The organism is Leucobacter chromiireducens (assembly GCF_051993095.1).
GTDB classification, from domain to species: Bacteria; Actinomycetota; Actinomycetes; order Actinomycetales; family Microbacteriaceae; genus Leucobacter; species Leucobacter chromiireducens.
Window position 1 is genome coordinate 1,774,072 of sequence record NZ_CP197024.1, and the last position, 21,196, is coordinate 1,795,267.

Consider the following 21,196-nt stretch of genomic DNA (forward strand, 5'->3'; position numbering starts at 1 on the left):
GGCGCGCTACTCTTGCGCGGCGATCCATGCGGCGCGATCGCGGTCCATCTGGCTGCCCTTGACCATGCAGTAGATCCACAGCGCGGTGAAGAGCAGGCCGACGATGAGCGCCATCGGCAGGATGAAGGCGGTGGCCAGCATGAGTGCGTGGACGATCCACCCGATCGTGATGCCAACGCGACCAAAGCGCACCGTCGCGAGGCCGGCGATGATGACCACTGCGAGGCCACCGCCGATGTACAGGCCCAGCTCGCGGGGTTCGAGGGTGCCGAGCCCGAAAAGCGTCAGCCCGATGAGCACCACGACGATCAACTCAAAGCCGAGCACGATCGAGGCGAGTGCCTTCTGCGTGGAGGTGCCGCCGCGCCGCGCGCCCGAGATTCGCATTGCCGAGTTGTGCGCAACCGTCTCGGAGGGCGACAGCTTGAGTTCGGGCTCGTCCGGCGTCTCTGCGCCCCCGGACGTGTACGGATCGCGGCTCATGCGGCACTCCATCCTTCGGCGCGTGCGAAGGCAATCGCCTCACCCGCGAGTACGACTGATCCAACGACGAGCACTCCGCGCCCCGGCGAGCGCCCCGCCCATGCGCGTGCTTCGTCGAGCGCTTCGGGCAGCGACTCCGCGATCTCCACGGGGGTGTCGGGAACCTCGTCACCGGCGATGCGCGCGAGCTCGGCGACGCCGGTGCTCCGCGGCGAGTCAACGGGGGTGAGCGTGACGCGGTGCGCGATCGGCGCCAGGGCAGCAAGAACACCCGCGGCGTCCTTCTCCTCGAGCACGCCGACGACGAGGGCGAGCTCATCGAAACTAAACGACTCTGCCACGGCCCGTGCGAGCGCCTCTGCACCGTGCGGATTGTGCGCCGCATCGACGTAGACCACCGGTTCGGTACCAATGAGCTGGAGGCGCCCGGGTGAAGTGAGCTGACCAAAGCCCTCCTCGAGCACCTCCTCCGAGATTCCCCGCTCGGCGCCGAAGAACGCCTCGACCGCCACCATCGCGAGCGCCGCGTTCTGCGCCTGGTGGTGCCCGAAGAGCGGCACAAACGTGGGCGCATAGGTGACACCGGCGATGCCGGAGACCGTGATCATGCGTCCGCCAACTGCGAGGCGATCGTCAGTGAGCGCGAAGTCGCGACCCGCGAGCGCGAAAGGCGTTTCGAGGCGCTCGGCCGCGGCCCGCAGTTCCTCTACCGCTGCCGGGTCCTGCTCTGCGGACACCACGAAGCTTCCAGGCTTCACAATGCCGGCCTTCGTGCGCGCAATCGTCTCAATATCCGAGCCCAGGATCGCGGTGTGGTCAAGATCGATCGGAGTGAACACCGCGACCTGCGCGTTGACAATGTTCGTCGCGTCCCACTCGCCTCCCATGCCCACCTCGATCACGGCGACGTCGACGGGGGCGTCCGCAAACGCGGTGAACGCGAGCACGGCGAGCGCCTCAAAGAAGGTGATCGGACCGTGGCCAGCCGAGGCGAGCTCGGCGTCCACCAGCGCGAGGGGCGCCTGCAGCTCCTGCCACGCGGACGCGAGCACTTCCCCGTCGATCGGCTCCCCATCGAGTTGGAATCGCTCGGTGAAATCAACGAGGTGCGGGCTCGTAAACAGGCCCGTGCGCAGCCCGTGCGCGCGCAGCAGCGATTCGATCGCGCGGCTCGTCGAGGTCTTGCCGTTCGTACCGGCGACCTGGATCACGGGGAACGAGAGCTGCGGCGAACCAGCGAGCTCGGCAAGCCTGCGCACCGGCTCGATGCGCGGGCGGGGGTTCGCCTCCCCCACGCGCTCAAGCAGCGCCTCGTACACAGCTTCTGCGGTGCTCATCGCGTGCCCTCCGTGTCGGGCGCGTCGAGCCCGGTCGTGTCGATCGTGATGACGAGCGGTGCCTTCTCCACCCCGATCGCCTTCGCTCCGGTAATGAAGACGCCGCCTCCTGGCGACTGGATGTCGTCGATGATCGCGTCGATCCCGATCGCTTCCTGGACAGCGATGCCGACCGCAAGCGTCTCCGCAGCGATGAGGGCGGAATGCGTCTGCAGCGCCACGGCGTGCGCGGGCTCGGCGTTCAGTGCGAGCACGATGCGATCGCTCACATCGAGTCCCGCCTGCTTGCGCGCCTCCTGCACGGCTCGAATCGCGTCGCGCGCGACCCCCTCAGCTTCAAGCTCCGGTGTGGTCTCGGTCTCGAGGAGCACGAAACCGCCGCCGGGGATGAGCCCCAGCGCGGGGCCCTCTTCGGAACCGTCACCCACGCGCAGCGTGAGCTCGTACTCGTGCGGCTCGAGCGCGATGCCGCCCGCAACAACCACACCGTTCTCCTCGGCCCAGTCGCCGGACTTTGCCGCCTTGATGGCCTGCTGTACCTGCTTGCCGAGGCGCGGGCCCGCGGCACGCGCGTTCACCGCAAGCGTCTGCACGACACCGTGGTCGGCTGCGCTGGTCTCGGTCTGCTCGATCAGTTGCACGTTCTTGACGTTGAGCTCCTCGCGCAGGATCGCAGCGAACGGCTCGAGCGCTGCCGGGCGCGCCGTGACGACGGTGAGCTCAGCGAGCGGCAACCGGACGCGCAAGCGACGGGCCTTCCGCAGCGCGAGCGCTTGCGAGGTGATCTGGCGCACCTCGTCCATCGCAGCGACGAGCTCGGGATCGGCAGGGAAATCGGCTGCATCCGGCCACTCGGTCAGGTGCACTGAGCGCCCGCCCGTGAGGCCACGCCACAGCTCTTCGGTCACGAGCGGTGCGAGCGGTGCCGCGACCCGCGCGACCGTCTCGAGAACGGTGTACAGCGTGTCGAATGCCTGAGCGTTCTCGGGCTTCCCGTTCTCGCCGTGCACGCCCTCCCAGAAGCGGTCGCGCGAGCGGCGCACATACCAGTTCGTCAGCACCTCCGCGAAGGCACGGAGCGCCTCGGCGGCGGAGGTGGTGTCGAGTCCGTCGAGGTGCGCGCCAACCTCGCGAACGAGGTCGCCGGTCTTCGCCAGGATGTAGCGGTCGAGCGGATCAGTGGAGCCGGTGCGGCGGCTCGCGGTCACGCCATCGGCGTTCGCGTACAGGCTGAAGAAGTACCAGCTGTTCCAGAGCGGCAGGATGAACTGACGCACCCCCTCGCGGATTCCCTCTTCGGTGACCACGAGGTTGCCGCCGCGCACCACGGGCGACGCCATGAGGAACCAGCGCATCGCGTCCGAACCGTCGCGGTTGAACACCTCGTTCACGTCGGGGTAGTTCTGCAGCGACTTCGACATCTTGTTGCCGTCGGAGCCGAGCACAATGCCGTGACTGATCACGTTCGTGAATGCGGGGCGATCGAAAAGCGCCGTGGCAAGCACATGCTGCACGTAGAACCAGCCGCGGGTCTGCCCGATGTACTCGACGATAAAGTCCGCCGGCTGATGTGTATCGAACCATTCCTGGTTCTCGAACGGGTAGTGCGCCTGTGCGAACGGCATCGATGCGGAGTCGAACCACACGTCCAGCACGTCCTCGATGCGGCGCATGGTCGACTGACCACTCGGATCATCCGGGTTCGCGCGGGTCAGCTCGTCAATGTACGGCCGGTGCAGATCGATCTCGCCATCCGCATTGCGCGGCAGTTCGCCAAAATCGGCCTCGAGCTCCGCGACCGATCCGTACACGTCGACGCGCGGGAAGTCGGGGTTGTCGCTCTTCCAGACCGGGATCGGGCTGCCCCAGAAGCGGTTGCGGCTGATCGACCAGTCACGGGCACCCTCGAGCCACTTGCCGAACTGGCCATGCTTGACGTTTGCGGGGACCCAGGTGATGTCCTCGTTCGTCTCGAGCATGCGCTCCTTGATGTCGGTGACGCGCACGAACCAACTCGACACCGCCTTGTAGATCAGTGGGTTCCGGCAGCGCCAGCAGTGCGGGTACGAGTGCTCGTAGCTCGCCTCGCGGAGGAGGCGGCCGCGCTCGCGCAGCTGGCGGATGAGCGGCCGGTTGGCGTCCATCCACAACTCACCGGCTACGTCCGGAACGGAGTTCAGGAACCGACCGCCGTCGTCCACGCTCACGATGGTGGGGATGCCGGCCGCGGTGGCGATGCGCTGGTCATCCTCGCCGTAGGCGGGAGCCTGGTGCACGATGCCCGTACCGTCGCTCGTCGACACGTAGTCATCGACCAGGATCTGCCAGGCCTCGCCCGTTCCCCATACCTCGGCGTCCGCGTAGAAGTCGAAGAGGCGCGCGTAGCGCACCCCGGCGAGCTCGGCACCGAGAACGGTGCGAGCGACGGCTTCGCGCGCCGCGTCAGGGGACTCGTAGCCAAGTTCCTTCGCGTGCGCAGCAACCAGGTCGATCGCGAGCAGGTACTCAGTTTCGCCCGCGGCACCGCCGTCGGCAGCCCCGTTCGGACCCGCGGGCACGACCGCGTAGCTAATTGCCGGGCCGACCGCGAGGGCGAGGTTCGTGGGAAGCGTCCACGGCGTGGTGGTCCAGGCGAGGGCGCGCACTCCGCTGAGGCCGAGCGCGTTCGCACGATCACCCTCGAGCGGGAACGTCACCGTCACCGAGGGATCCTGGCGCATCTGATAGACGTCATCGTCCATGCGCAACTCGTGGTTCGAGAGCGGCGTCTCATCGCGCCAGCAATACGGCAGGATCCGCGAACCCTCGTACGCGAGGCCCTTGTCGTAGAGCTGCTTGAACGCCCAGATGACGCTCTCCATGTAGCCCAGGTTGAGCGTCTTGTAGCCGTGCTCAAAGTCGACCCAGCGCGCCTGGCGGGTGACGTAGTCCTCCCACTCATCGACGTAGCGCAGCACCGAGGAGCGCGCTTCGGCGTTGAACGCCGCGACGCCCATCTCCTCGATCTCGGCCTTCTCGGTGATGCCGAGCTGCTTCATCGCCTCAAGCTCAGCGGGGAGTCCGTGGGTGTCCCAGCCGAAGCGGCGCTCGACTTTCTTGCCCCGCATCGTCTGGAAGCGCGGGAACACGTCCTTGGCGTACCCCGTGAGCAGGTGACCGTAGTGCGGCAGCCCATTTGCGAAGGGCGGACCGTCGTTGAAGACCCACTCCTCCGCGCCCTCACGCTGACGAATGGACTCCTGGAAGGTGTCGTCGCGCCGCCAAAACTCGAGCACCCGCTCCTCAAGCTCGGGGAAACTCGGCGAGGGCGCGACGCCGAACGCGGCGCCGGAGGCGTTGCCCGCCTCTGCGGGACCGGTGGGCTGCTGGGGGTACGGCATGAAGTTCCTTCGTGGTCCGGACATCGATCATCGCTCTGCCGGGACGAGCCCTTCGGCCCGCGGTACCACCCCGCTTGTCGCCCAAACATCTGGGCTCCCACTTCGTTCGGCTGTAACGGGCCGTTCCCGTTCGGCTCTACTGAGCGCATCCGAGGACGCGCCGTTCTTCCGAAGACTCCCCGGTGATCGCCGGATCGCAGTCAGTGAAGCCAGTGTAGCGCAGCACACCGCGCATACCCTGAACGCCCGGCGAACAGCGCGTTTCGATGCACCACGCTCCCCAAAACAACCCCATAGGTAACGAAAACATAACAACCGAAGAAAGATGAAACACCTGATCAGCCCGAACTTGAGCAGGGATATCTCCACGATCACGCACCGCGATCCCTTGCGCATACACGCAATCCATTGTTAGCGTCGAAGGCAGCGTTGAGTGCGATTTGGCACTGGCGCGCCGCCCTGCCGTCAGGAGCATCGTCGAGAGTCGACGAACTGCACGAGCAATGTGGCGCCCGTCAAATTCCGCCCCGCAATAGAGATCTGGCCATCGAGTGGCCGCCCGCTCCACAGCGCCTTCGACGAAGCGCTTCTGCAGCGACTCCGTCGGCGACCCTCTGAGTCCGTGCCAAGAGATTATTCGAGGAGTACTGAGTGACCCGAACAACTGAACAGTCCGCTTCGGCGGGCACCCCGGGGGAACCTACGGGAACGCCACCCGCCATCGAAGTGGCACACGCATACAAAGTCTTTGGCCGTCGCCCGCGCGAGGTCGTGAAGCGTCTTCAGCGCGGCGCGAGCCGCGAGGAGCTCCGCAGCCAGGGAACGGCCGCGGTCATCGACGCAACCTTCGACGTCAAGCCCGGCGAAATCTTCGTCGTCATGGGGCTCTCCGGCTCGGGCAAGTCGACCCTCATCCGCATGCTGAACGGCCTCAACGACACGACCGACGGTTCCATCCGCGTCTTCGGCACCGAGGTCGCGGGTCTCGCGCCTGCCGATCTCCGCGCGCTCCGACGCGACCGCATGTCGATGGTGTTTCAGCACTTCGCCCTACTCCCCCACCGCAGTGTGCTCGACAACGTGGCGTACGGACTCGAGCTCCAGGGCGTCGGGCTCGCCGAACGCCGGGAACGGGCCAGTCACTGGCTCGAGCGTGTTGGTCTTGCTGGCTGGGAGGAGCGGCTGCCCGGAGAGCTCTCCGGCGGCATGCAGCAGCGCGTCGGCATTGCGCGCGCGTTCGCCACAGACACCGACATTCTGCTGATGGACGAGGCTTTCTCCGCGCTCGACCCGCTGATTCGGCGCGAGATGCAGGAGCAGCTCGTGGAGCTGCAGCAGGAGCTCAAGAAGACGATCGTGTTTATCACCCATGATCTGAACGAGGCCATGTTCCTCGGCGACCGCATCGCGGTGATGCGCGACGGACGCATCGTCCAGGTGGGCACCCCGAACGACATCCTCACCGACCCGGCGAACGACTACGTCGCGCAGTTTGTGCAGGACGTCGACCGGGCGCGTGTGCTCACCGCCGGCGATGTCATGGAACCGCCGCGCGCGGTGGTTCCCGGTTCGGCCGGTCCCCGCACGGCACTGCGCACGATGCGCGATCTGCAGACTTCCGCCTGCTTCGTGACGACCGGCGCGCGTACCTTGCTCGGCGTCGTTCGCGACAAGGACGTGCTGCGTCAGGTGCGCGAGGGTGGCACCGACCTCACCGCTGTGCTGCGCCCCACCCCCTCGGTGGTGCGTGCCGATCAGGTGATCTCCGAGCTGTTCGAGCTCGCAGTGGAGAGCCCACTGCCCGTTGCCGTGATCGACGATGAGGATCGCCTCATCGGGGTTGTGCCGCGCGTCACGCTGCTCGCAGCGCTCACGGACCTCCCGCCCGTCACCACGGAAATCCCGATCATCGAGCCCACGCTGACCGTGCCATCGGCCACAATCACCGAGACCCTCGCCGAAAGCGCGGCCGAGTCACTCGCACCCCGAACGGAGGAGGCACTGTGACCCTCACCACCACTTCGATTGCTCTGAGTGCGGCACCCGAGTGGTTCCGCCTGCCCGTTGGCGAGTGGGCCGAAGCGGCGCTCGACTGGATCAAGGTCGCTTTCAAGGGCTTCCTTGACGTTGTCGGCTTCGTGATGAGCTGGCTGGTCGAAACTCTGTCGGACGGCCTGCTCGCGGTGCCGTTCCTGCTGCTCATCGTGATTTTCGCCCTGATCGGGTGGACCGTGCGCTCGTGGCGGTTCGGGCTCGGCACGATCATCACGCTGCTTCTCATCGTCGCGATGGATCAGTGGGAGAACGCGATGTACACGCTCGCGCTCGTGCTCATCGCGACGCTCGTCGCGGTTGCGCTCGCGGTCCCGCTCGGCATTTGGGCCGCGCGGAACGATCGTGTCAGCGCAGTGCTGAAGCCTGTGCTCGACTTCATGCAGACCATGCCGGCCTTTGTGTACCTGATCCCCGCCGTGATCTTCTTCACGATCGGCTTCGCGCCGGGCGTATTCGCCACGGTAATCTTCGCACTGCCGCCGGGCGTCCGCTTCACCGAGCTCGGAATTCGCGGCGTGGACAGTGAGACCGTCGAAGCGGGCTACGCCTTCGGTGCGACTCCCGGAGCGATCCTGCGCGGGATCCAGCTGCCCCTTGCCATGCCGACGATTATGGCGGGCATCAACCAGGTGATCATGCTCGCCCTCTCGATGGCCGTGGTCGCTGGTATGGCCGGCGCGAACGGGCTTGGCAAGGAAGTCATTGCGTCGATCTCCACGCTCAACGTCAGCCAGGGCGTTGAGGCTGGACTCAGCGTGGTGCTCCTCGCAGTGTTCCTCGATCGCGTGACCGCCTCGCTCGGAACGCCTAGCCAGTACCCGGCTTCGCTGCGGGCAACGCTTCGCCGGAAGCGGGGCGTGAGCTCGACCGGAAAGGCTGCCGCATCCGCAACACCCGCAGCGCCGCGTCCGGCGGCCTCCCCCGCCTAACAGCACACAAACCTGCACGACCCCGAGGCCTCGGCCTCGAACTCCAGACGATCCGCGCTCTGCGCGGGCAGAAAGGAAGACGCACGATGAAGATGAACAAGCGCACCCTCACCGGAGTAGTCGCGCTCGGCGCAGCCGCAGCACTTGCGCTCACGGGCTGCAGCTCGAATGGGAACGGCGGCTCCGACGCCGGCGGCGACGCAGACAAGACCATCACCCTCGGGTTCCTCCCGTCGTGGACCGATGGTCTGAGCACTGCATACCTCCTCGAGAACCAGCTTGAGCAGCTGGGCTACGAGGTGAAGATGGAAGAGCTCACTGAGGCAGCCGTCCTGTACACCGGTCTAGCCTCGGGCGACATCGACATCTACCCCTCGGCGTGGTCGGAGAAGACACACACGAAGTACATGGAGAAGTACGGCGACGACATCGAGGATCTCGGCGCGTACTACGACAACGCAGTGCTCACGCTCGCGGTTCCCGACTACGTGGATATCGACTCGATCGAGGACCTGAAGGGGAATGCCTCGCGTTTCGACGGCAAGATCATCGGTATCGAGCCGAGCGCGGGTCTCACCGAGCAGACCCAGACCGTGGTGATGCCCGAGTACGGGCTTGACTCGGAGTACGAGCTCGTGACGTCGTCCACCGCAACCATGCTCGCGACGCTGAAGGACAAGATCGATCGCAAGGAAGACGTCGTGGTGACGCTCTGGCGCCCGTTCTGGGCGAACGACGCGTTCCCGGTAAAGGACCTCAAGGATCCCAAGCAGGCGATGGGTGAGCCCGAGGCACTGCACTTCCTCGCCACGAAGGGTTTCTCCGAGAAGTACCCGGACGCTGCTGAGCTGATCGAGGGCATCGAGCTCGACGACGCAGAGTACGGCGCGCTCGAAGACCTCGTCGTGAATGAGTACGGCAAGGGCAAGGAGCCCGAGGCGATCACCGAATGGCTCGGGAAGTTCCCCGATGCATTCAGCACGGAACTGACGAAGTAGCCTGACTCGCGTGGACGGGATCCAGCGATCCCGCCCACCGCAGTCACGCAAGTCGACGGCGGCTCGTCCCCTGGTGGGGCGGGCCGCCGTCGCGTAGGTTGCAACTATGCGCGTGTTCTTCTTCATCTAAGGGTGTCCTCTTCCGCATCGGCCCAGCTGAGTTTCGCGGATGAAGTTTTCGACGCCCGAAGCGCTGTCCTGCGCACCCGTTTCTGCACGGTGCGTTGTGTGGGGACGGCGCGTACCGCAGAAGGACCACCATGACCCGCAATTCGTCGACCCCTCACGTCAGCACCCGCATCACTGCGCACAACGTCACGCGGCGCCGTGGTGGACGCACCCTGCTCAGCGATCTCACGCTGACAATCAGCACGAGCAGCCGCCTCGCCATCGTCGGCGAGAACGGTCGCGGCAAATCTACGCTCCTCTCCGCGCTCGCCGCAGCGCACGAGCCGTTGCGCTCGGCCTCAGGGCGAAGCGCTCCTGACACCGCAGGGCGCTACGCTGCGGCGCCCGAGGACGCGGTGCGACTCGACGCGTGGGACGCGGAGCGTCGTGTGACGAAGATGCTCGAGGCGCTCGGTGCGGAGACGGAGTTCGCACGCCCCCTGGCCGAGCTATCGGTGGGCCAGCGGTACCGCGTCCGGCTCGCCTGCGTTCTCGGCGGCGACGCCGAGCTCCTCCTCCTTGACGAGCCAACGAATCATCTGGATGCGGCGGGAATCGCGGCACTCTCAGCGTCCCTCACCTCGCGACCGGGCGGCTTCGCGCTCGTCAGCTCATGCGCCACTCCCTCACGCACGGCGGAGCTCGCTGATGTCGGCCGTGATCGTCCACGCAGACAACGCGACGGTGCGCTTCGGCGAGCAGCACGCGCTCACCGACTTCACCGGCATGTTTCAGCCAGCGACGATCTCCGCAGTGATCGGCGGGGACGGTGCAGGCAAGTCCACCCTTTTGCGCGCACTCTCCGGGCGGCTGCCACTCACGAGTGGTCAGTTCCGTGGCCTCCCTTCGCACCGAGCAGACATTGGCGTACAGCCGGCGGACGCCGGTGTGTGGCGCTCGCTGTCGGTTGCCGAAAACCTCGAGTTCGTCGCGCACACGTATCGGATCCCCGCCTCCACCGCCCGTGCCCGCGAGGAGATACTGCTTGAGCGCGCCGGCCTGCAACAGGTGCGCGACCGGCTTGCGGGCGCCCTTTCCGGCGGCATGCGTCGGAAGCTCGGCGTCATCCTCGCCACCCTGCACGAGCCGAGCCTGGTGCTGCTCGATGAGCCGACGACCGGTGTCGATCCGCTCAGCCGGTCGGAACTCTGGGCGCTCATCGAGCGCGTCGCAGCCGAAGGCGCGACCGTGGTGTTCGCCACAAGCTACCTGGACGAGGCGGAGCGCGCCTCGCAGCTGCACTTTCTGGCTGACAGCCGGGTACTCGCTGAGGGCACAGCGACCGATGTGATTGCGCGTGCTCCCGGGGCGCTCTGGGAGGCCACAGCCCCCTCGTCGCTCCCGCGAGGCGCGGAGCTCGAGAACGATACCTGGCGGCGCGGTCATTCAATCTACCGCTGGACCCGCGAGGCGAGCGTCCCACCCCCGGCAGGCTTTCGGCGAGCACAACCGGACCTCGAGAACGCGAGCATCGCGCTGCTCCTGAGCGCGGAAGACCGCGCGGCCGCCCGAGGAAAGGGCGTCGTCGCCGTGCCGCAGCTCATCCCCGCGCCGGTCGTGGAACGCGACGGATCGCTGCTCGTCGAGGTGCGCGGCATCGTGCAGCGGTTCGGCAGCTTCACCGCGCTCGACGGGGTGTCGCTCTCCGTCGCACCCGGCGAAATCGTCGGCCTGTTGGGCGGCAACGGCGCAGGCAAAACCACCCTCTTGCGCGTGTTGTTGGGGCTTGAGACCCCGAGCGCGGGTGAGGTGACCCTCTGTGGCGGCCCGCCCAGCCTCCCGCGCCGCCGAAGCCTCGGTTATGTCGCGCAAGGCCTCGGGATGTACCCCCTCCTCTCTGCGACCGCCAACCTGCAGTTCGTCGCGTCCGTGCAGGGCTGCCCGATCCCAGACCCGCTGGCGACCTGGGCCGCACAATGGGGCACCACACCTGTCACCGAGCTGCCACTCGGCACCCGCCGGCTCCTCGCGTGCGCTGCCGCGTCACTGCATGAGCCTGAGCTCCTCGTACTTGACGAGCCCACCCCCGGTATGGACGCACTCTCGCGCACTCGCCTCTGGAAGGAGCTGCATCGCCGCGCTGATGCTGGCACCGGAATCCTCGTCAGCACGCACTACATGCAAGAGGCGGCGCAGTGCGATCGCCTCGTGATCCTCGCCGAAGGTCGAGTCGCGGCGGAACTGACGGATGCACCCGCCAACATTGAGGAAGCCATCCTGCTCGCGGCTCGAAACAGGCCACCCGGCCAAGCCGCAGGTCACAGCTCGGCCACGGCCCGCTCCCGCCCGTTCCCCGGCAACCACGCGGCTGGCACAATGCTGCCATGAGCACCGAAGACTCTCGCTTTGATTCCCCGACCCTCTCCGAACGCGACGCACAACACCTCGCGGCGGTGCGCGAAACCGTGCACATGGACGCGATACCCGGCCTCTACGACCGCGCGTTCCCGCTGATCTTTGCCACGCTCGACTCGGCGGGGCTCGCGCCGGGCGGTGCACCGCTCGGGGTGGTGCATGGCGAACCCGGCACCACGATCGATCTCTCGGTCGCAGTGCCGGTGGCCGCACCGTTCACCCCGGACGGTGACGGCGAGGTCCACGGCGAGACCCTGCCTGCGGGCACCGTCGCAACACTCCTCGTACGCGGCGACTACAACGGCCTCACCGATGCGTACGCGTTCCTCTTCGAGTGGATCGCCGAGGCCGGCCACACCCCCTCCGGAGTCGCATGGGAGCAGTACCTGACCGAGCCCGAACCGGGTGGCGATCCCGCACTGAATGAAACACTGCTTGGGGTGCACCTGGCCTGAGCTGCTGGCCGGGTAGACTAGGTGCCGTAAACCATCAGGCACCAGGGCGTTTGCGGTGACACGCACGCAGCCCGACGACGCGGTGCCGCCCACATCGAGCCCGACCGTGCGAGACACCTCGCCGCGCGTCGAGAACGGAGCCCCCTGGTATGAGCGCGATCCCCGACAAGCCGGCACTCGAAGGCCTCGAAGCGAAGTGGGGCCCGGTATGGGAAGAGTCTGGGACCTACGCGTTCCCCCGCGAGGGCGCCACTGCTGACAGCGTCTACAGCATCGACACTCCCCCGCCCACGGCTTCGGGCTCCCTGCACGTCGGCCACGTGTTCTCGTACACGCACACCGATACCGTTGCGAGGTATCAGCGTATGCAGGGCAAGCGCGTGTTCTACCCCATGGGCTGGGACGACAACGGCCTGCCCACCGAGCGCCGCGTGCAGAACTACTATGGCGTGCGCTGCGATCCCTCGCTCCCCTATGTGGCGGACTTCGTGCCCCCGCACGATGGTGGCGAAGGCAAGAGCATCAAGGCTGCCGACCAGCAGCCAATCTCGCGCCGCAATTTCATTGAGCTGTGCGAGCGCCTGACTGTTGAGGACGAGAAGCAGTTCGAGGACCTGTGGCGCACGCTCGGCCTGTCGGTCGACTGGTCGCAGAGCTACCGCACGATCGGGGCCGACTCGCTGCGCGCCTCGCAGCTCGCGTTCCTCCGCAACATTGAGCGCGGCGAGGCGTACCAGGCACAGGCGCCGACCCTGTGGGACATCACCTTCCGCACCGCGGTCGCCCAGGCTGAGCTTGAGGATCGCGAACAGCCGAGTGCGTACCACACGCTCGCGTTCCACAAGTCCGATGGCTCGGGCGACATTCTCATCGACACCACCCGCCCCGAGCTGCTCGCAGCGTGCGTGGCGCTCGTCGCCCACCCCGACGACGAGCGTTTCCAGCCGCTCTTCGGCACCACCGTGCGCACCCCCATCTTCGACGTTGAGGTGCCGATTGTTGCGCACCACCTCGCGAAGCAGGACAAGGGCACCGGTATCGCGATGATCTGCACCTTCGGCGATGTGACCGATGTGATCTGGTGGCGCGAGCTCGACCTCCCGAACCGCGCGATCCTCGGCTTCGATGGCCGCGTGATCAGCGAGGCGCCGGAGGCAATCACCTCGGAGGCTGGCCGCGAGGCGTACGCGCAGATCGCCGGCAAGACCGTGTTCAGCGCCAAGCAGACAATGGTCGAGCTGCTGCAGGCGTCCGGCGAGCTGACGGGCGAGATCCGCAAGATCACGCACCCCGTGAAGTTCTTCGAGAAGGGTGACAAGCCCCTCGAGATCGTTTCCACGCGCCAGTGGTACATCAAGAACGGCGCACGCGACGAGTCGCTCCGCGAGCGCCTCCTCGCGCACGGCAAGGAGCTCGAGTGGCACCCCGACTTCATGCGGGTGCGCTACGAGAACTGGGTCGAGGGCCTGTCGGGTGATTGGCTCATCTCGCGCCAGCGCTTCTTCGGTGTGCCGATCCCGGTCTGGTACCCGCTTGATGCCGACGGCAATCCTGTCTTCGATCAGCCGATCCTGCCCACGACAGAGCAGCTGCCCGTCGATCCCTCGAGCGATGTGCCCGCAGGGTTCACCGAGGCACAGCGCGGCGTGGCCGGTGGCTTCCAGGGCGAGGTCGACGTGATGGACACCTGGGCGACCTCCTCGCTCACCCCGCAGCTCGCGGGCGGCTGGGAGCGCGATCCCGAGCTGTTTGACCTCGTGTACCCCTATAGCCTGCGCCCGCAGGGCCAGGACATCATTCGCACCTGGCTCTTCTCGACGCTGCTGCGCTCCGAGCTCGAAGCCGGGCAGCTGCCGTGGAAGAACGCCGGTATCTCGGGCTGGATCCTGGATCCCGACCGCAAGAAGATGTCGAAGTCAAAGGGCAACGTCGTGACGCCCGCCGGTATGCTCGAGCAGCACGGCTCGGATGCGGTGCGCTACTGGGCTGCCTCGGCGAAGCTCGGCACGGATGCGTCGTTCGACCCGCAGAACCCCACGCAGATCAAGATTGGCCGCCGTCTGGCGATCAAGCTGCTCAACGCGGCGAAGTTCACCCTCGGCTTCGATACGAGCGGCGTCGGCACGGTGACCGAGCCCCTCGACCGAGCGATGCTCGCAGGCCTCGCGAACGTGATCGAGGACGCGACGCGCGCGTTCGAGAACTACGACCACGCACGGGCGCTTGAGCTCACGGAGTCGTACTTCTGGACGTTCTGCGACGACTACCTCGAGCTCGTCAAGGAGCGCGCGCACGGCGCGGCGGGCGATGACGGCACCGGCCAGCCCCGCGCGTCGGCCGTGACTGCGCTGCGTGCCGCACTGTCGGTGTTCGTGCGCCTCTTCGCGCCATTCCTCCCCTACGCGACCGAGGAGGTCTGGTCGTGGTTCGGCGAGGGTTCCGTGCACCAGGCGCAGTGGCCCGTTGCGGCTGAAGCCCAGGCGCTCGCGGGAGACGACGCGGATGCGGCACTCCTCGCGCTCGTGGGTGGCGCACTGATTGGCGTGCGCGGCGCGAAGACAGCGGCGAAGGCCTCGCAGAAGACCCCGGTCACGCTCGCGGTGGTGCACGCCCCCGCAGCAGATCGGGATCGCCTGCAGCGCGCCGCCGCTGACCTTGCGGCCGTGGGCCGCATCACCGAGCTGCGCATCGAGGCGGCCGAGGTCGAGGCGGTTACGGTCGCCGAGATCCAGCTCGAGCAGGCGGAGGGCTAGTCATGCAGCTGGGGGCACGCTGGCAGGTGGGCGAACCGCCGCACCGCGGCGTGCCCCCGGAACTGCACGACGCAATCACGGCCGCCGAGGCCGCGCACCCCGGATCCGGCTCGTGGACCCTCACCTGGCTTGAAGGGCGTCCCCAGTGCGCGCTCGACGAGTTGCTCGTGGTGTCACTCGATGCGAGCGGCGGTGTGCAGACTGCGCAGCGCGAATCCGAAGACGACGATGATGACGACTGGCTCGGCTAGTCGGGGCACGGAGGAACTGATGCGTGAATGGCGCAACCCACGGCCGCAACGGCTGCTGTTCGCGGTCTGCGCAGCGACGCTTCTGGCGCTCCCGTTGACCGCGTGCGCACCGGAGCCGGGCGCAGACACGGGCAACACGATTCCCGAGAGCGTCGCAGGTGCCAAGGGCAAAGAGGGCGACTCTTCCGAGGGGAAGGGCGGCGACGGCGAGAGCTGGCCGGAGCGCGACACCTCGGCAGAACTCCCGAAGAGCACCACGCTTCCCGATTCGTTCCCGGCTGAACAGTTCCGTCTCCCCGACGGTGCGATTGTGGATGACGCCGGCGCTCGCTCAGACACCGCATGGTTCGTCGTGCTCCGCGCCGCGGACACGACTGTCGCGGACGCGCTCTGGAACGAGATCATTGCAACAAACGGCTTCACTGCCGCCGAGACCACGGGAACCGCAGAGGGTGGCGTCAGCGCGCAGCTCACCGGTGCGGGGGTGAGCGCGCTCGGCATCACGATCCCCCAGGAGGACGGCCAGGTGCTGCTCTCCTATGACATCGAGCTGGCACCGTAGAACGTACCGGCCGAAGCTCCGTGTCCGGGGAGTTCGATGGCCTGGGAACTCGTGCCCGCGCGGAGCGAGGCTAGGCGCTTTCGCGACCCCCACGCGCCTGCAGCACACGCGGGCCAGATTCGCCGAGCACTGACTCGCGCGTCACGATCACCTTCGTGACCTCGTCGCTCGAGGGAACCTCGAACATGACGGAGCCGAGCACCCGCTCCAGGATCGAGCGGAGTCCGCGCGCTCCCGTCTTTCGCTCGACGGCCTGCTCGGCAATCGCCTCGAGCGCGGCCTCCTCGAACTCGAGGCTCACGCCATCAAGCTCGAACATGCGCTGATACTGCTTCACCAACGCGTTGCGAGGCTCGGTGAGAATCCGGGTGAGTGCGGGGACGTCGAGCGGATCAACCGTCGCAACGACGGGGAGACGCCCAATGAACTCGGGGATGAGGCCGAACTTGTGCAGGTCCTCGGGCTCAACCTTGGCAAAGAGGTTCTCTTCATCGCGACGAGCAGACACGGGAGCGCCGAAGCCGATGCCCCCCTTGCCGAGACGCGAACCGATGATCTCTTCGAGACCCGCAAACGCGCCCGCGACGATGAACAGCACGTTCGTAGTGTCCAGCTGCAGGAACTCCTGGTTCGGATGCTTCCGGCCGCCCTGCGGCGGAATCGAGGCAACGGTGCCTTCAAGGATCTTGAGCAGGGCCTGCTGCACGCCCTCGCCCGAGACGTCGCGCGTAATCGAGGGGTTTTCGGCCTTGCGCGAGATCTTGTCGATCTCGTCAATGTAAATAATGCCGGTTTCAGCTCGCTGGACATCGAAGTCCGCGGCCTGAAGAAGTTTCAGAAGGATGTTCTCGACGTCCTCGCCGACGTAGCCGGCCTCCGTGAGTGCCGTGGCATCGGCAACCGCGAAGGGCACACCGAGTTGACGTGCGAGCGACTGCGCCAGGTAGGTCTTGCCGCAACCGGTCGGGCCGATCAGCAGAATATTCGACTTTTCGATCTCAACTTGATCAGAGATCGCGTCAGCGCTCGTGAGGGCCGCAGCAGCGCGCACCCGCTTGTAGTGGTTGTACACCGCGACCGCAAGCGACTGCTTTGCACGGTCTTGCCCGATGACGTACTCGTCGAGGAAGTCTGAGATTTCGCGGGGCTTGTGCAGAGTGAAGTCACTTGCCTCGCTCGTCTGCGTCTCCGCGAGGCGCTCCTCGATGATCTCGTTGCAGAGCGCAACGCACTCATCACAGATGTAGATCTGCGGCCCAGCGATGAGCTGTTGGACTTGCTTCTGCGACTTTCCGCAGAAGGAGCACTTGAGCAGCTCGCTGCTTTCGCCGATCTTCGCCATGCTGAGGCTCCTTCACACTCGGTCGGGGGAACACCATCGAGAATAGCGGGCACCTCCGACATTGGCGGACGGCACGCCGCGGGCCCCGGGGCACTCCCCGGGGCCCGAGTGGCTTACTGCGGAAGGACCGGCTGCGGGTTCTTCCGGCTCGTGAGCACCTGGTCGACCAGACCGTACTCGAGCGCTTCCTGAGCGCTGAGGATCTTGTCGCGGTCGATATCGCGGTGGACCTCTTCGATCGAACGCTTCGAGTGCTTCGAGAGCGTCTCCTCGAGCCACTCACGCATCCGCATGATCTCGCGGGCCTGGATCTCGATGTCCGAGGCCTGGCCGTGACCCGCCTGGCCCGTGGAGGGCTGGTGGATCAGCACACGCGCGTTCGGCAGCGCGAGGCGCTTGCCCGGGGTGCCACCGGCGAGCAGCACAGCGGCGGCCGAAGCAGCCTGGCCGAGGCAGACCGTCTGCACATGCGGACGGATGTACTGCATCGTGTCGTAGATCGCCGTCATCGCGGTGAACGAGCCACCGGGCGAGTTGATGTACATCGTGATGTCGCGCTCGGGATCCTGGCTTTCCAGGACGAGGAGCTGCGCCATCACGTCATCGGCCGAGGCGTCGTCCACCTGCACACCGAGGAAGATGATGCGATCCTCGAACAGCTTGGCGTAGGGGTCCTGGCGCTTGTAGCCGTACGCGGTGCGCTCCTCGAACGAGGGCAGCACGTAGCGCGACTCCGGCATCATGAGGCCGGAACCGCCGGCCTGCGGCATGTGTGAGGTCATCATCGAAAGGCTCGTTTCCTGTCCCATGCTCTAGCGCTTCGTTCCGCCGCCGCCGATGACATCAGACGCGGAGTCGCGAATGAAGTCGACGAAGCCGTACTCAAGTGCTTCCTGTGCGGAGAACCAGCGATCCCGGTCTCCGTCCTCGTTGATCTGCTCAACCGTCTTGCCGGTCTGCGCAGCGGTGATCTCGGCGAGGCGGTTCTTCATCGAGGTGATGAGCTGTGCCTGCGTCTGAATGTCGCTCGCGGTGCCACCGAAGCCGCCGTGGGGCTGGTGGAGCAGCACGCGGGCGTTCGGCGTGATGTATCGCTTGCCCTTGGTGCCAGCCGTCAGCAGGAACTGGCCCATCGAGGCCGCCATGCCGATGCCCACGGTGACGATGTCGTTCGGCACGAAGGACATCGTGTCGTAGATCGCCATACCAGCGGTGATCGAACCGCCGGGCGAGTTGATGTAGAGGTAGATATCCGCTTCCGGATCCTCAGCTGCCAGGAGCAGGATCTTCGCGCAGATCTCGTTCGCGTTCTCGTCGCGAACTTCAGATCCGAGCCAGATGATGCGATCCTTCAGCAGGCGTTCGAACACGCTGTTCGGTGGCGTCTGTTCTGCCATTCGGCGCTCCAATCGTTGGGTCGTGATTCGAGCGTACCGAGTTGCGCGCCCGCTCGCGCCGTTGTTCGCCCTAGGCGCATGTGCGAGCGCCCTGCGCGAAAACGGCGGAAGCCCCGCACCCAGATGGGTGCGGGGCTTCCGTGCTCGAAGCAGTCGATTACTCGGCAGCCTCGGCAGCAGCCTTCTTCGCGGCGCGAGTGGCGGCAGCCTTCTTCGCAGCGGCGGAGCGTGCGGCCTTCTTCGCGGCCTCCTCATCGCTCACCTCAGCGTCGTCGGCCTCAGCCTTCGGTGCCTTCTTCGCAGCAGCCTTCTTCGCGGGCGCCTTCTTGGCGGGCTTCTCCTCGGCCGCGGCCTCGGTTGCCTCAGCCTCGTCCTCAGCACCCTCGTCCTCGGTGTCCACCGCGGTGAACTCGCTCAGATCGACAGCCTTGCCGTTCTGGTCCACGACGTTGGCCTTCGCGAGCGCAATCGCGAGCGCCTTGTTACGGGTGACCTCGCCAAGGATGACGCCCATCTGGTTGCCCTGGCTGATCGCCTGGAGGAACTGGGTGGGCTCCATGCCGTACTGCTGAGCCGACTGGAAGATGTACTGCGAGAGCTCGTTCTGGGTCGGGGTGACCTCTTCTGCCTCGACGATTGCGTCGAGCAGGAGCTGGAGCTGGATCTGCTTCTCCGAGGAGACGCGGACCTCTGCGCGGTGCTCGTCGTCCTCGAGACGGCCCTCACCCTCGAGGTGACGGTGCACCTCCTCCTCGACGAGCTCCTCCGACACGGGGATGCCGGCCTGCTCGATGAGGGTCTCGGTGAAGAGATCGCGCGCCTGCTGGCCCTGCGCGAACACGCTGGCGCGTGCGGCCTGGTCCTTGAGGCTCTCGCGGAGCTCAGCGATCGTGTCGAACTCGCTCGCAAGCTGTGCGAACTCGTCGTCAGCCTCGGGCAGCTCGCGCTCCTTGACCGCGGTGAGCGTCAGCGACACCTCAGCGTCGCGGCCCTCGTGCTCGCCGCCGAGCAGCTGCGAGGAGAACGTCGTCGACTCACCTGCGGTGAGGGTCTCAACTGCCTCATCGGTGCCCTCGAGCAGGTTGCCTGCGCCGACCTCGTAGGAGACGCCCTGCGCCTGGTCGACCTCTTCGCCGTCAACGGTCGCAACGAGGTCCAGCTCAACGAAGTCACCGGTCTTGGCGGGGCGATCCACCGTGACGAGGGTGCCGAAGCGCTCGCGGAGCTTGAGGAGCTCAGCGTCGACCGCAGCCTCATCAACCTCAGCGTTGTCCACGGTCAGCGTGATGCCGTCGTAGTTGGGCAGCGTGAACTCGGGGCGAACCTCGACCTCGAATACGAGACCGAGCGTGCTCTTCGGGTCCTTCGCATCGGGCCAGCTTGCCACGTCAGCGGTCGGGCGGCCCATGGGGCGCTCATCCGACTCAGCGAGGGCGGCCTGGTAGAAATCGTCGAGTGAGTGGTTCACTGCCTCCTGGATGACCGCCTCGCGGCCGACGCGCTGATCAATGATCGGCGCGGGAACCTTGCCCTTGCGGAAGCCGGGGATCGAGACCTGCTCGGAGATGGTCTTGTACGCCTGCTTGAGGTACGGCTCCAGCTCGTCGAGCGTGACCTCCACGCTCAGCTTGGCGCGGGTCGGAGTGAGCTTCTCAGCTGTCGTCTTCGGCAATTTGGCCTCTCAATGATCGAAAATCGTGCTGCATATCAGCCTGTGTCGGGTCGGATGACCCTGGTCGGGGCGACAGGATTCGAACCTGCGACCTCCCGCTCCCAAAGCGGGCGCTCTAGCCAAGCTGAGCTACGCCCCGAAAACCACGTGGGTTTCACAGCCGGAACACGCGTTACGCGCGCAACCCGAGCAAGTCTATCCGAAACCAGCTGCGTGGCGCACTCCGCGCCGCAAAACACGAAACCCCCGCGCGAGGCGGGGGTTTCAATTGGAGGGGATGACGGGAATCGAACCCGCGTAATCAGTTTGGAAGACTGAGGCTCTACCATTGAGCTACATCCCCGTGGCGCGTGCGCCGAGTGCCGAAGCACCTCACTGAGCATAGTGCATCAGTGTTCCGCGTCGCGATTTCCCGCTCCGAGTTCGCGTGTCGCGGCCGCGTGATGCGCCGTGTGCCGCAGGTAAATCTCCGCGTTTTCGCGCACGCCGGCGCGTTCCTCGGGCCTCAGCTCACGCACCACGCGGCCCGGAACACCTGCGAAGAGCGTGTGGGGCGGGACCGTCACCCCCTGCGGTACGAGCGCGCCCGCGGCGATGAGCGATCCCGATCCGATCGTGGCGCCACTCAGCACCGTCGCCCCCATGCCGATCAAACACCCATCTTCGACGGTCGCGCCATGGATGATTGCGTTGTGCCCCACCGAGACATCGGCGCCAATCAGCGCGGGATCGCCGGACTGAGTGTGCACCACAACGCCGTCCTGGAGGTTGCTCCGCGGCCCCACACGCACCGCATCCGAGTCCCCACGTAGCACCGCGTTGTACCAGACACTGACATCTTCACCGAGGGTCACGTCGCCCACCACCACGGCCCCGGGGGCGAGCCACGCGCTTGACGCAACGTGCGGGAAACGCTGCGGATCGAGTGGGATCACGAGGCCATGCGAACCGTTCGGTACTCCCACCGCTCCGTCGCGCTGCCCCTCTGGCGTGCCTACTTCACTCACGTCTGCCTCCTTGAAGATCGCAAAAGGCCCCCACCAAACGGTGAGGGCCTTA

General features: G+C 66.4%; 16 protein-coding genes, 2 tRNA genes and 1 pseudogene. 9 read left to right on the top strand and 10 right to left on the bottom strand.

Annotated elements, in window-relative coordinates:
• Window positions 1–6: 6 nt before the first annotated feature.
• From ACR81A_RS07955 to ileS, 3 genes are read right to left on the bottom strand one after another with little or no spacing between them, the layout of a single operon-like run.
• Complete coding sequence (locus ACR81A_RS07955) at window positions 7–483, bottom strand: DUF4233 domain-containing protein (RefSeq protein WP_202382769.1); 477 nt, start codon at window positions 481–483, stop codon at window positions 7–9.
• Window positions 480–1,820 carry a bifunctional folylpolyglutamate synthase/dihydrofolate synthase gene (locus tag ACR81A_RS07960; RefSeq protein WP_440311547.1) on the bottom strand — a complete coding sequence of 447 codons (1,341 nt, stop codon included), beginning with the start codon at window positions 1,818–1,820 and terminating at the stop codon, window positions 480–482. The genes ACR81A_RS07955 and ACR81A_RS07960 overlap by 4 nt, the downstream gene beginning before the upstream one ends.
• Window positions 1,817–5,200, bottom strand: a complete 3,384-nt coding sequence (gene ileS, locus ACR81A_RS07965; protein WP_440311548.1) for an isoleucine--tRNA ligase — start codon at window positions 5,198–5,200, stop codon at window positions 1,817–1,819. The genes ACR81A_RS07960 and ileS overlap by 4 nt, the downstream gene beginning before the upstream one ends.
• 651 nt (window positions 5,201–5,851) lie before the next feature.
• Between ileS and ACR81A_RS07970 the strand changes: the two genes are divergently transcribed.
• From ACR81A_RS07970 to ACR81A_RS08010, 9 genes and pseudogenes are all read left to right on the top strand, one after another.
• Window positions 5,852–7,207: a quaternary amine ABC transporter ATP-binding protein gene (locus tag ACR81A_RS07970; protein ID WP_202382775.1), complete on the top strand. Its 1,356-nt coding sequence runs from the start codon at window positions 5,852–5,854 to the stop codon at window positions 7,205–7,207.
• Window positions 7,204–8,184: an ABC transporter permease gene (locus ACR81A_RS07975; protein WP_337248983.1), complete on the top strand. Its 981-nt coding sequence runs from the start codon at window positions 7,204–7,206 to the stop codon at window positions 8,182–8,184. Before ACR81A_RS07970 ends, ACR81A_RS07975 begins: the two co-directional genes overlap by 4 nt.
• A 92-nt stretch (window positions 8,185–8,276) precedes the next feature.
• Window positions 8,277–9,182, top strand: a complete 906-nt coding sequence (locus ACR81A_RS07980) for a glycine betaine ABC transporter substrate-binding protein (protein ID WP_202382981.1) — start codon at window positions 8,277–8,279, stop codon at window positions 9,180–9,182.
• 260 nt (window positions 9,183–9,442) lie between these two features.
• Window positions 9,443–9,874 (top strand): annotated as a pseudogene (locus tag ACR81A_RS07985) (ATP-binding cassette domain-containing protein); the annotation flags it as partial.
• Window positions 9,875–9,998: 124 nt separating this feature from the next.
• On the top strand, window positions 9,999–11,678 hold the full coding sequence (locus tag ACR81A_RS07990) for an ATP-binding cassette domain-containing protein (RefSeq protein ID WP_440311549.1): 1,680 nt from the start codon (window positions 9,999–10,001) through the stop codon (window positions 11,676–11,678).
• A complete protein-coding gene (locus tag ACR81A_RS07995; protein ID WP_440311550.1) occupies window positions 11,675–12,160 on the top strand; it encodes a GyrI-like domain-containing protein in 486 nt (161 codons plus the stop codon). Before ACR81A_RS07990 ends, ACR81A_RS07995 begins: the two co-directional genes overlap by 4 nt.
• Window positions 12,161–12,309: 149 nt before the next feature.
• Window positions 12,310–14,913, top strand: coding sequence for a valine--tRNA ligase (valS, locus tag ACR81A_RS08000; RefSeq protein WP_202382780.1), 2,604 nt, complete (start codon window positions 12,310–12,312; stop codon window positions 14,911–14,913).
• Between the two features lie 2 nt (window positions 14,914–14,915).
• Window positions 14,916–15,164: a Fe-S oxidoreductase gene (locus ACR81A_RS08005; RefSeq protein ID WP_202382781.1), complete on the top strand. Its 249-nt coding sequence runs from the start codon at window positions 14,916–14,918 to the stop codon at window positions 15,162–15,164.
• 19 nt (window positions 15,165–15,183) lie between these two features.
• Window positions 15,184–15,726 (top strand): hypothetical protein, encoded by a 543-nt coding sequence (locus ACR81A_RS08010; RefSeq protein ID WP_202382782.1) that lies wholly within the window; start codon window positions 15,184–15,186, stop codon window positions 15,724–15,726.
• Between the two features lie 70 nt (window positions 15,727–15,796).
• Here ACR81A_RS08010 and clpX read toward each other — a convergent pair whose 3' ends face one another.
• The 7 genes from clpX to ACR81A_RS08045 form a co-directional block, all read right to left on the bottom strand.
• Complete coding sequence (clpX, locus tag ACR81A_RS08015) at window positions 15,797–17,068, bottom strand: ATP-dependent Clp protease ATP-binding subunit ClpX (protein ID WP_202382783.1); 1,272 nt, start codon at window positions 17,066–17,068, stop codon at window positions 15,797–15,799.
• Window positions 17,069–17,181: 113 nt separating this feature from the next.
• Window positions 17,182–17,853, bottom strand: coding sequence for an ATP-dependent Clp protease proteolytic subunit (locus tag ACR81A_RS08020; protein ID WP_202382784.1), 672 nt, complete (start codon window positions 17,851–17,853; stop codon window positions 17,182–17,184).
• 27 nt (window positions 17,854–17,880) lie between these two features.
• Window positions 17,881–18,588, bottom strand: a complete 708-nt coding sequence (locus tag ACR81A_RS08025; protein ID WP_420029100.1) for an ATP-dependent Clp protease proteolytic subunit — start codon at window positions 18,586–18,588, stop codon at window positions 17,881–17,883.
• 34 nt (window positions 18,589–18,622) lie between these two features.
• Window positions 18,623–20,137, bottom strand: a complete 1,515-nt coding sequence (gene tig, locus ACR81A_RS08030; protein ID WP_202382786.1) for a trigger factor — start codon at window positions 20,135–20,137, stop codon at window positions 18,623–18,625.
• A gap of 61 nt (window positions 20,138–20,198) precedes the next feature.
• Window positions 20,199–20,276 (bottom strand) — tRNA-Pro (locus ACR81A_RS08035).
• A 130-nt stretch (window positions 20,277–20,406) separates the two neighbouring features.
• A tRNA-Gly gene (locus ACR81A_RS08040) sits at window positions 20,407–20,480 on the bottom strand.
• A 46-nt stretch (window positions 20,481–20,526) separates the two neighbouring features.
• The gene (locus ACR81A_RS08045; protein WP_420029101.1) at window positions 20,527–21,072 is read right to left on the bottom strand and encodes a gamma carbonic anhydrase family protein; all 546 of its coding nucleotides are present in this window, start codon (window positions 21,070–21,072) and stop codon (window positions 20,527–20,529) included.
• Window positions 21,073–21,196: the final 124 nt, after the last annotated feature.

What these genes read in the sequence shown, in the direction of transcription:
- ACR81A_RS07995 (WP_440311550.1), top strand. Translation starts at nt 11,675, where the DNA reads ATGAGCACCGAAGACTCTCGCTTTGATTCCCCGACCCTCTCCGAACGC.
- ACR81A_RS07955 (WP_202382769.1), bottom strand. Translation starts at nt 483, where the DNA reads ATGAGCCGCGATCCGTACACGTCCGGGGGCGCAGAGACGCCGGACGAG.
- clpX (WP_202382783.1), bottom strand. Translation starts at nt 17,068, where the DNA reads ATGGCGAAGATCGGCGAAAGCAGCGAGCTGCTCAAGTGCTCCTTCTGC.
- ACR81A_RS07960 (WP_440311547.1), bottom strand. Translation starts at nt 1,820, where the DNA reads ATGAGCACCGCAGAAGCTGTGTACGAGGCGCTGCTTGAGCGCGTGGGG.
- ACR81A_RS08010 (WP_202382782.1), top strand. Translation starts at nt 15,184, where the DNA reads ATGCGTGAATGGCGCAACCCACGGCCGCAACGGCTGCTGTTCGCGGTC.
- valS (WP_202382780.1), top strand. Translation starts at nt 12,310, where the DNA reads ATGAGCGCGATCCCCGACAAGCCGGCACTCGAAGGCCTCGAAGCGAAG.
- ACR81A_RS08020 (WP_202382784.1), bottom strand. Translation starts at nt 17,853, where the DNA reads ATGATGACCTCACACATGCCGCAGGCCGGCGGTTCCGGCCTCATGATG.
- ACR81A_RS07990 (WP_440311549.1), top strand. Translation starts at nt 9,999, where the DNA reads ATGTCGGCCGTGATCGTCCACGCAGACAACGCGACGGTGCGCTTCGGC.
- ileS (WP_440311548.1), bottom strand. Translation starts at nt 5,200, where the DNA reads ATGCCGTACCCCCAGCAGCCCACCGGTCCCGCAGAGGCGGGCAACGCC.
- ACR81A_RS07980 (WP_202382981.1), top strand. Translation starts at nt 8,277, where the DNA reads ATGAACAAGCGCACCCTCACCGGAGTAGTCGCGCTCGGCGCAGCCGCA.
- ACR81A_RS08005 (WP_202382781.1), top strand. Translation starts at nt 14,916, where the DNA reads ATGCAGCTGGGGGCACGCTGGCAGGTGGGCGAACCGCCGCACCGCGGC.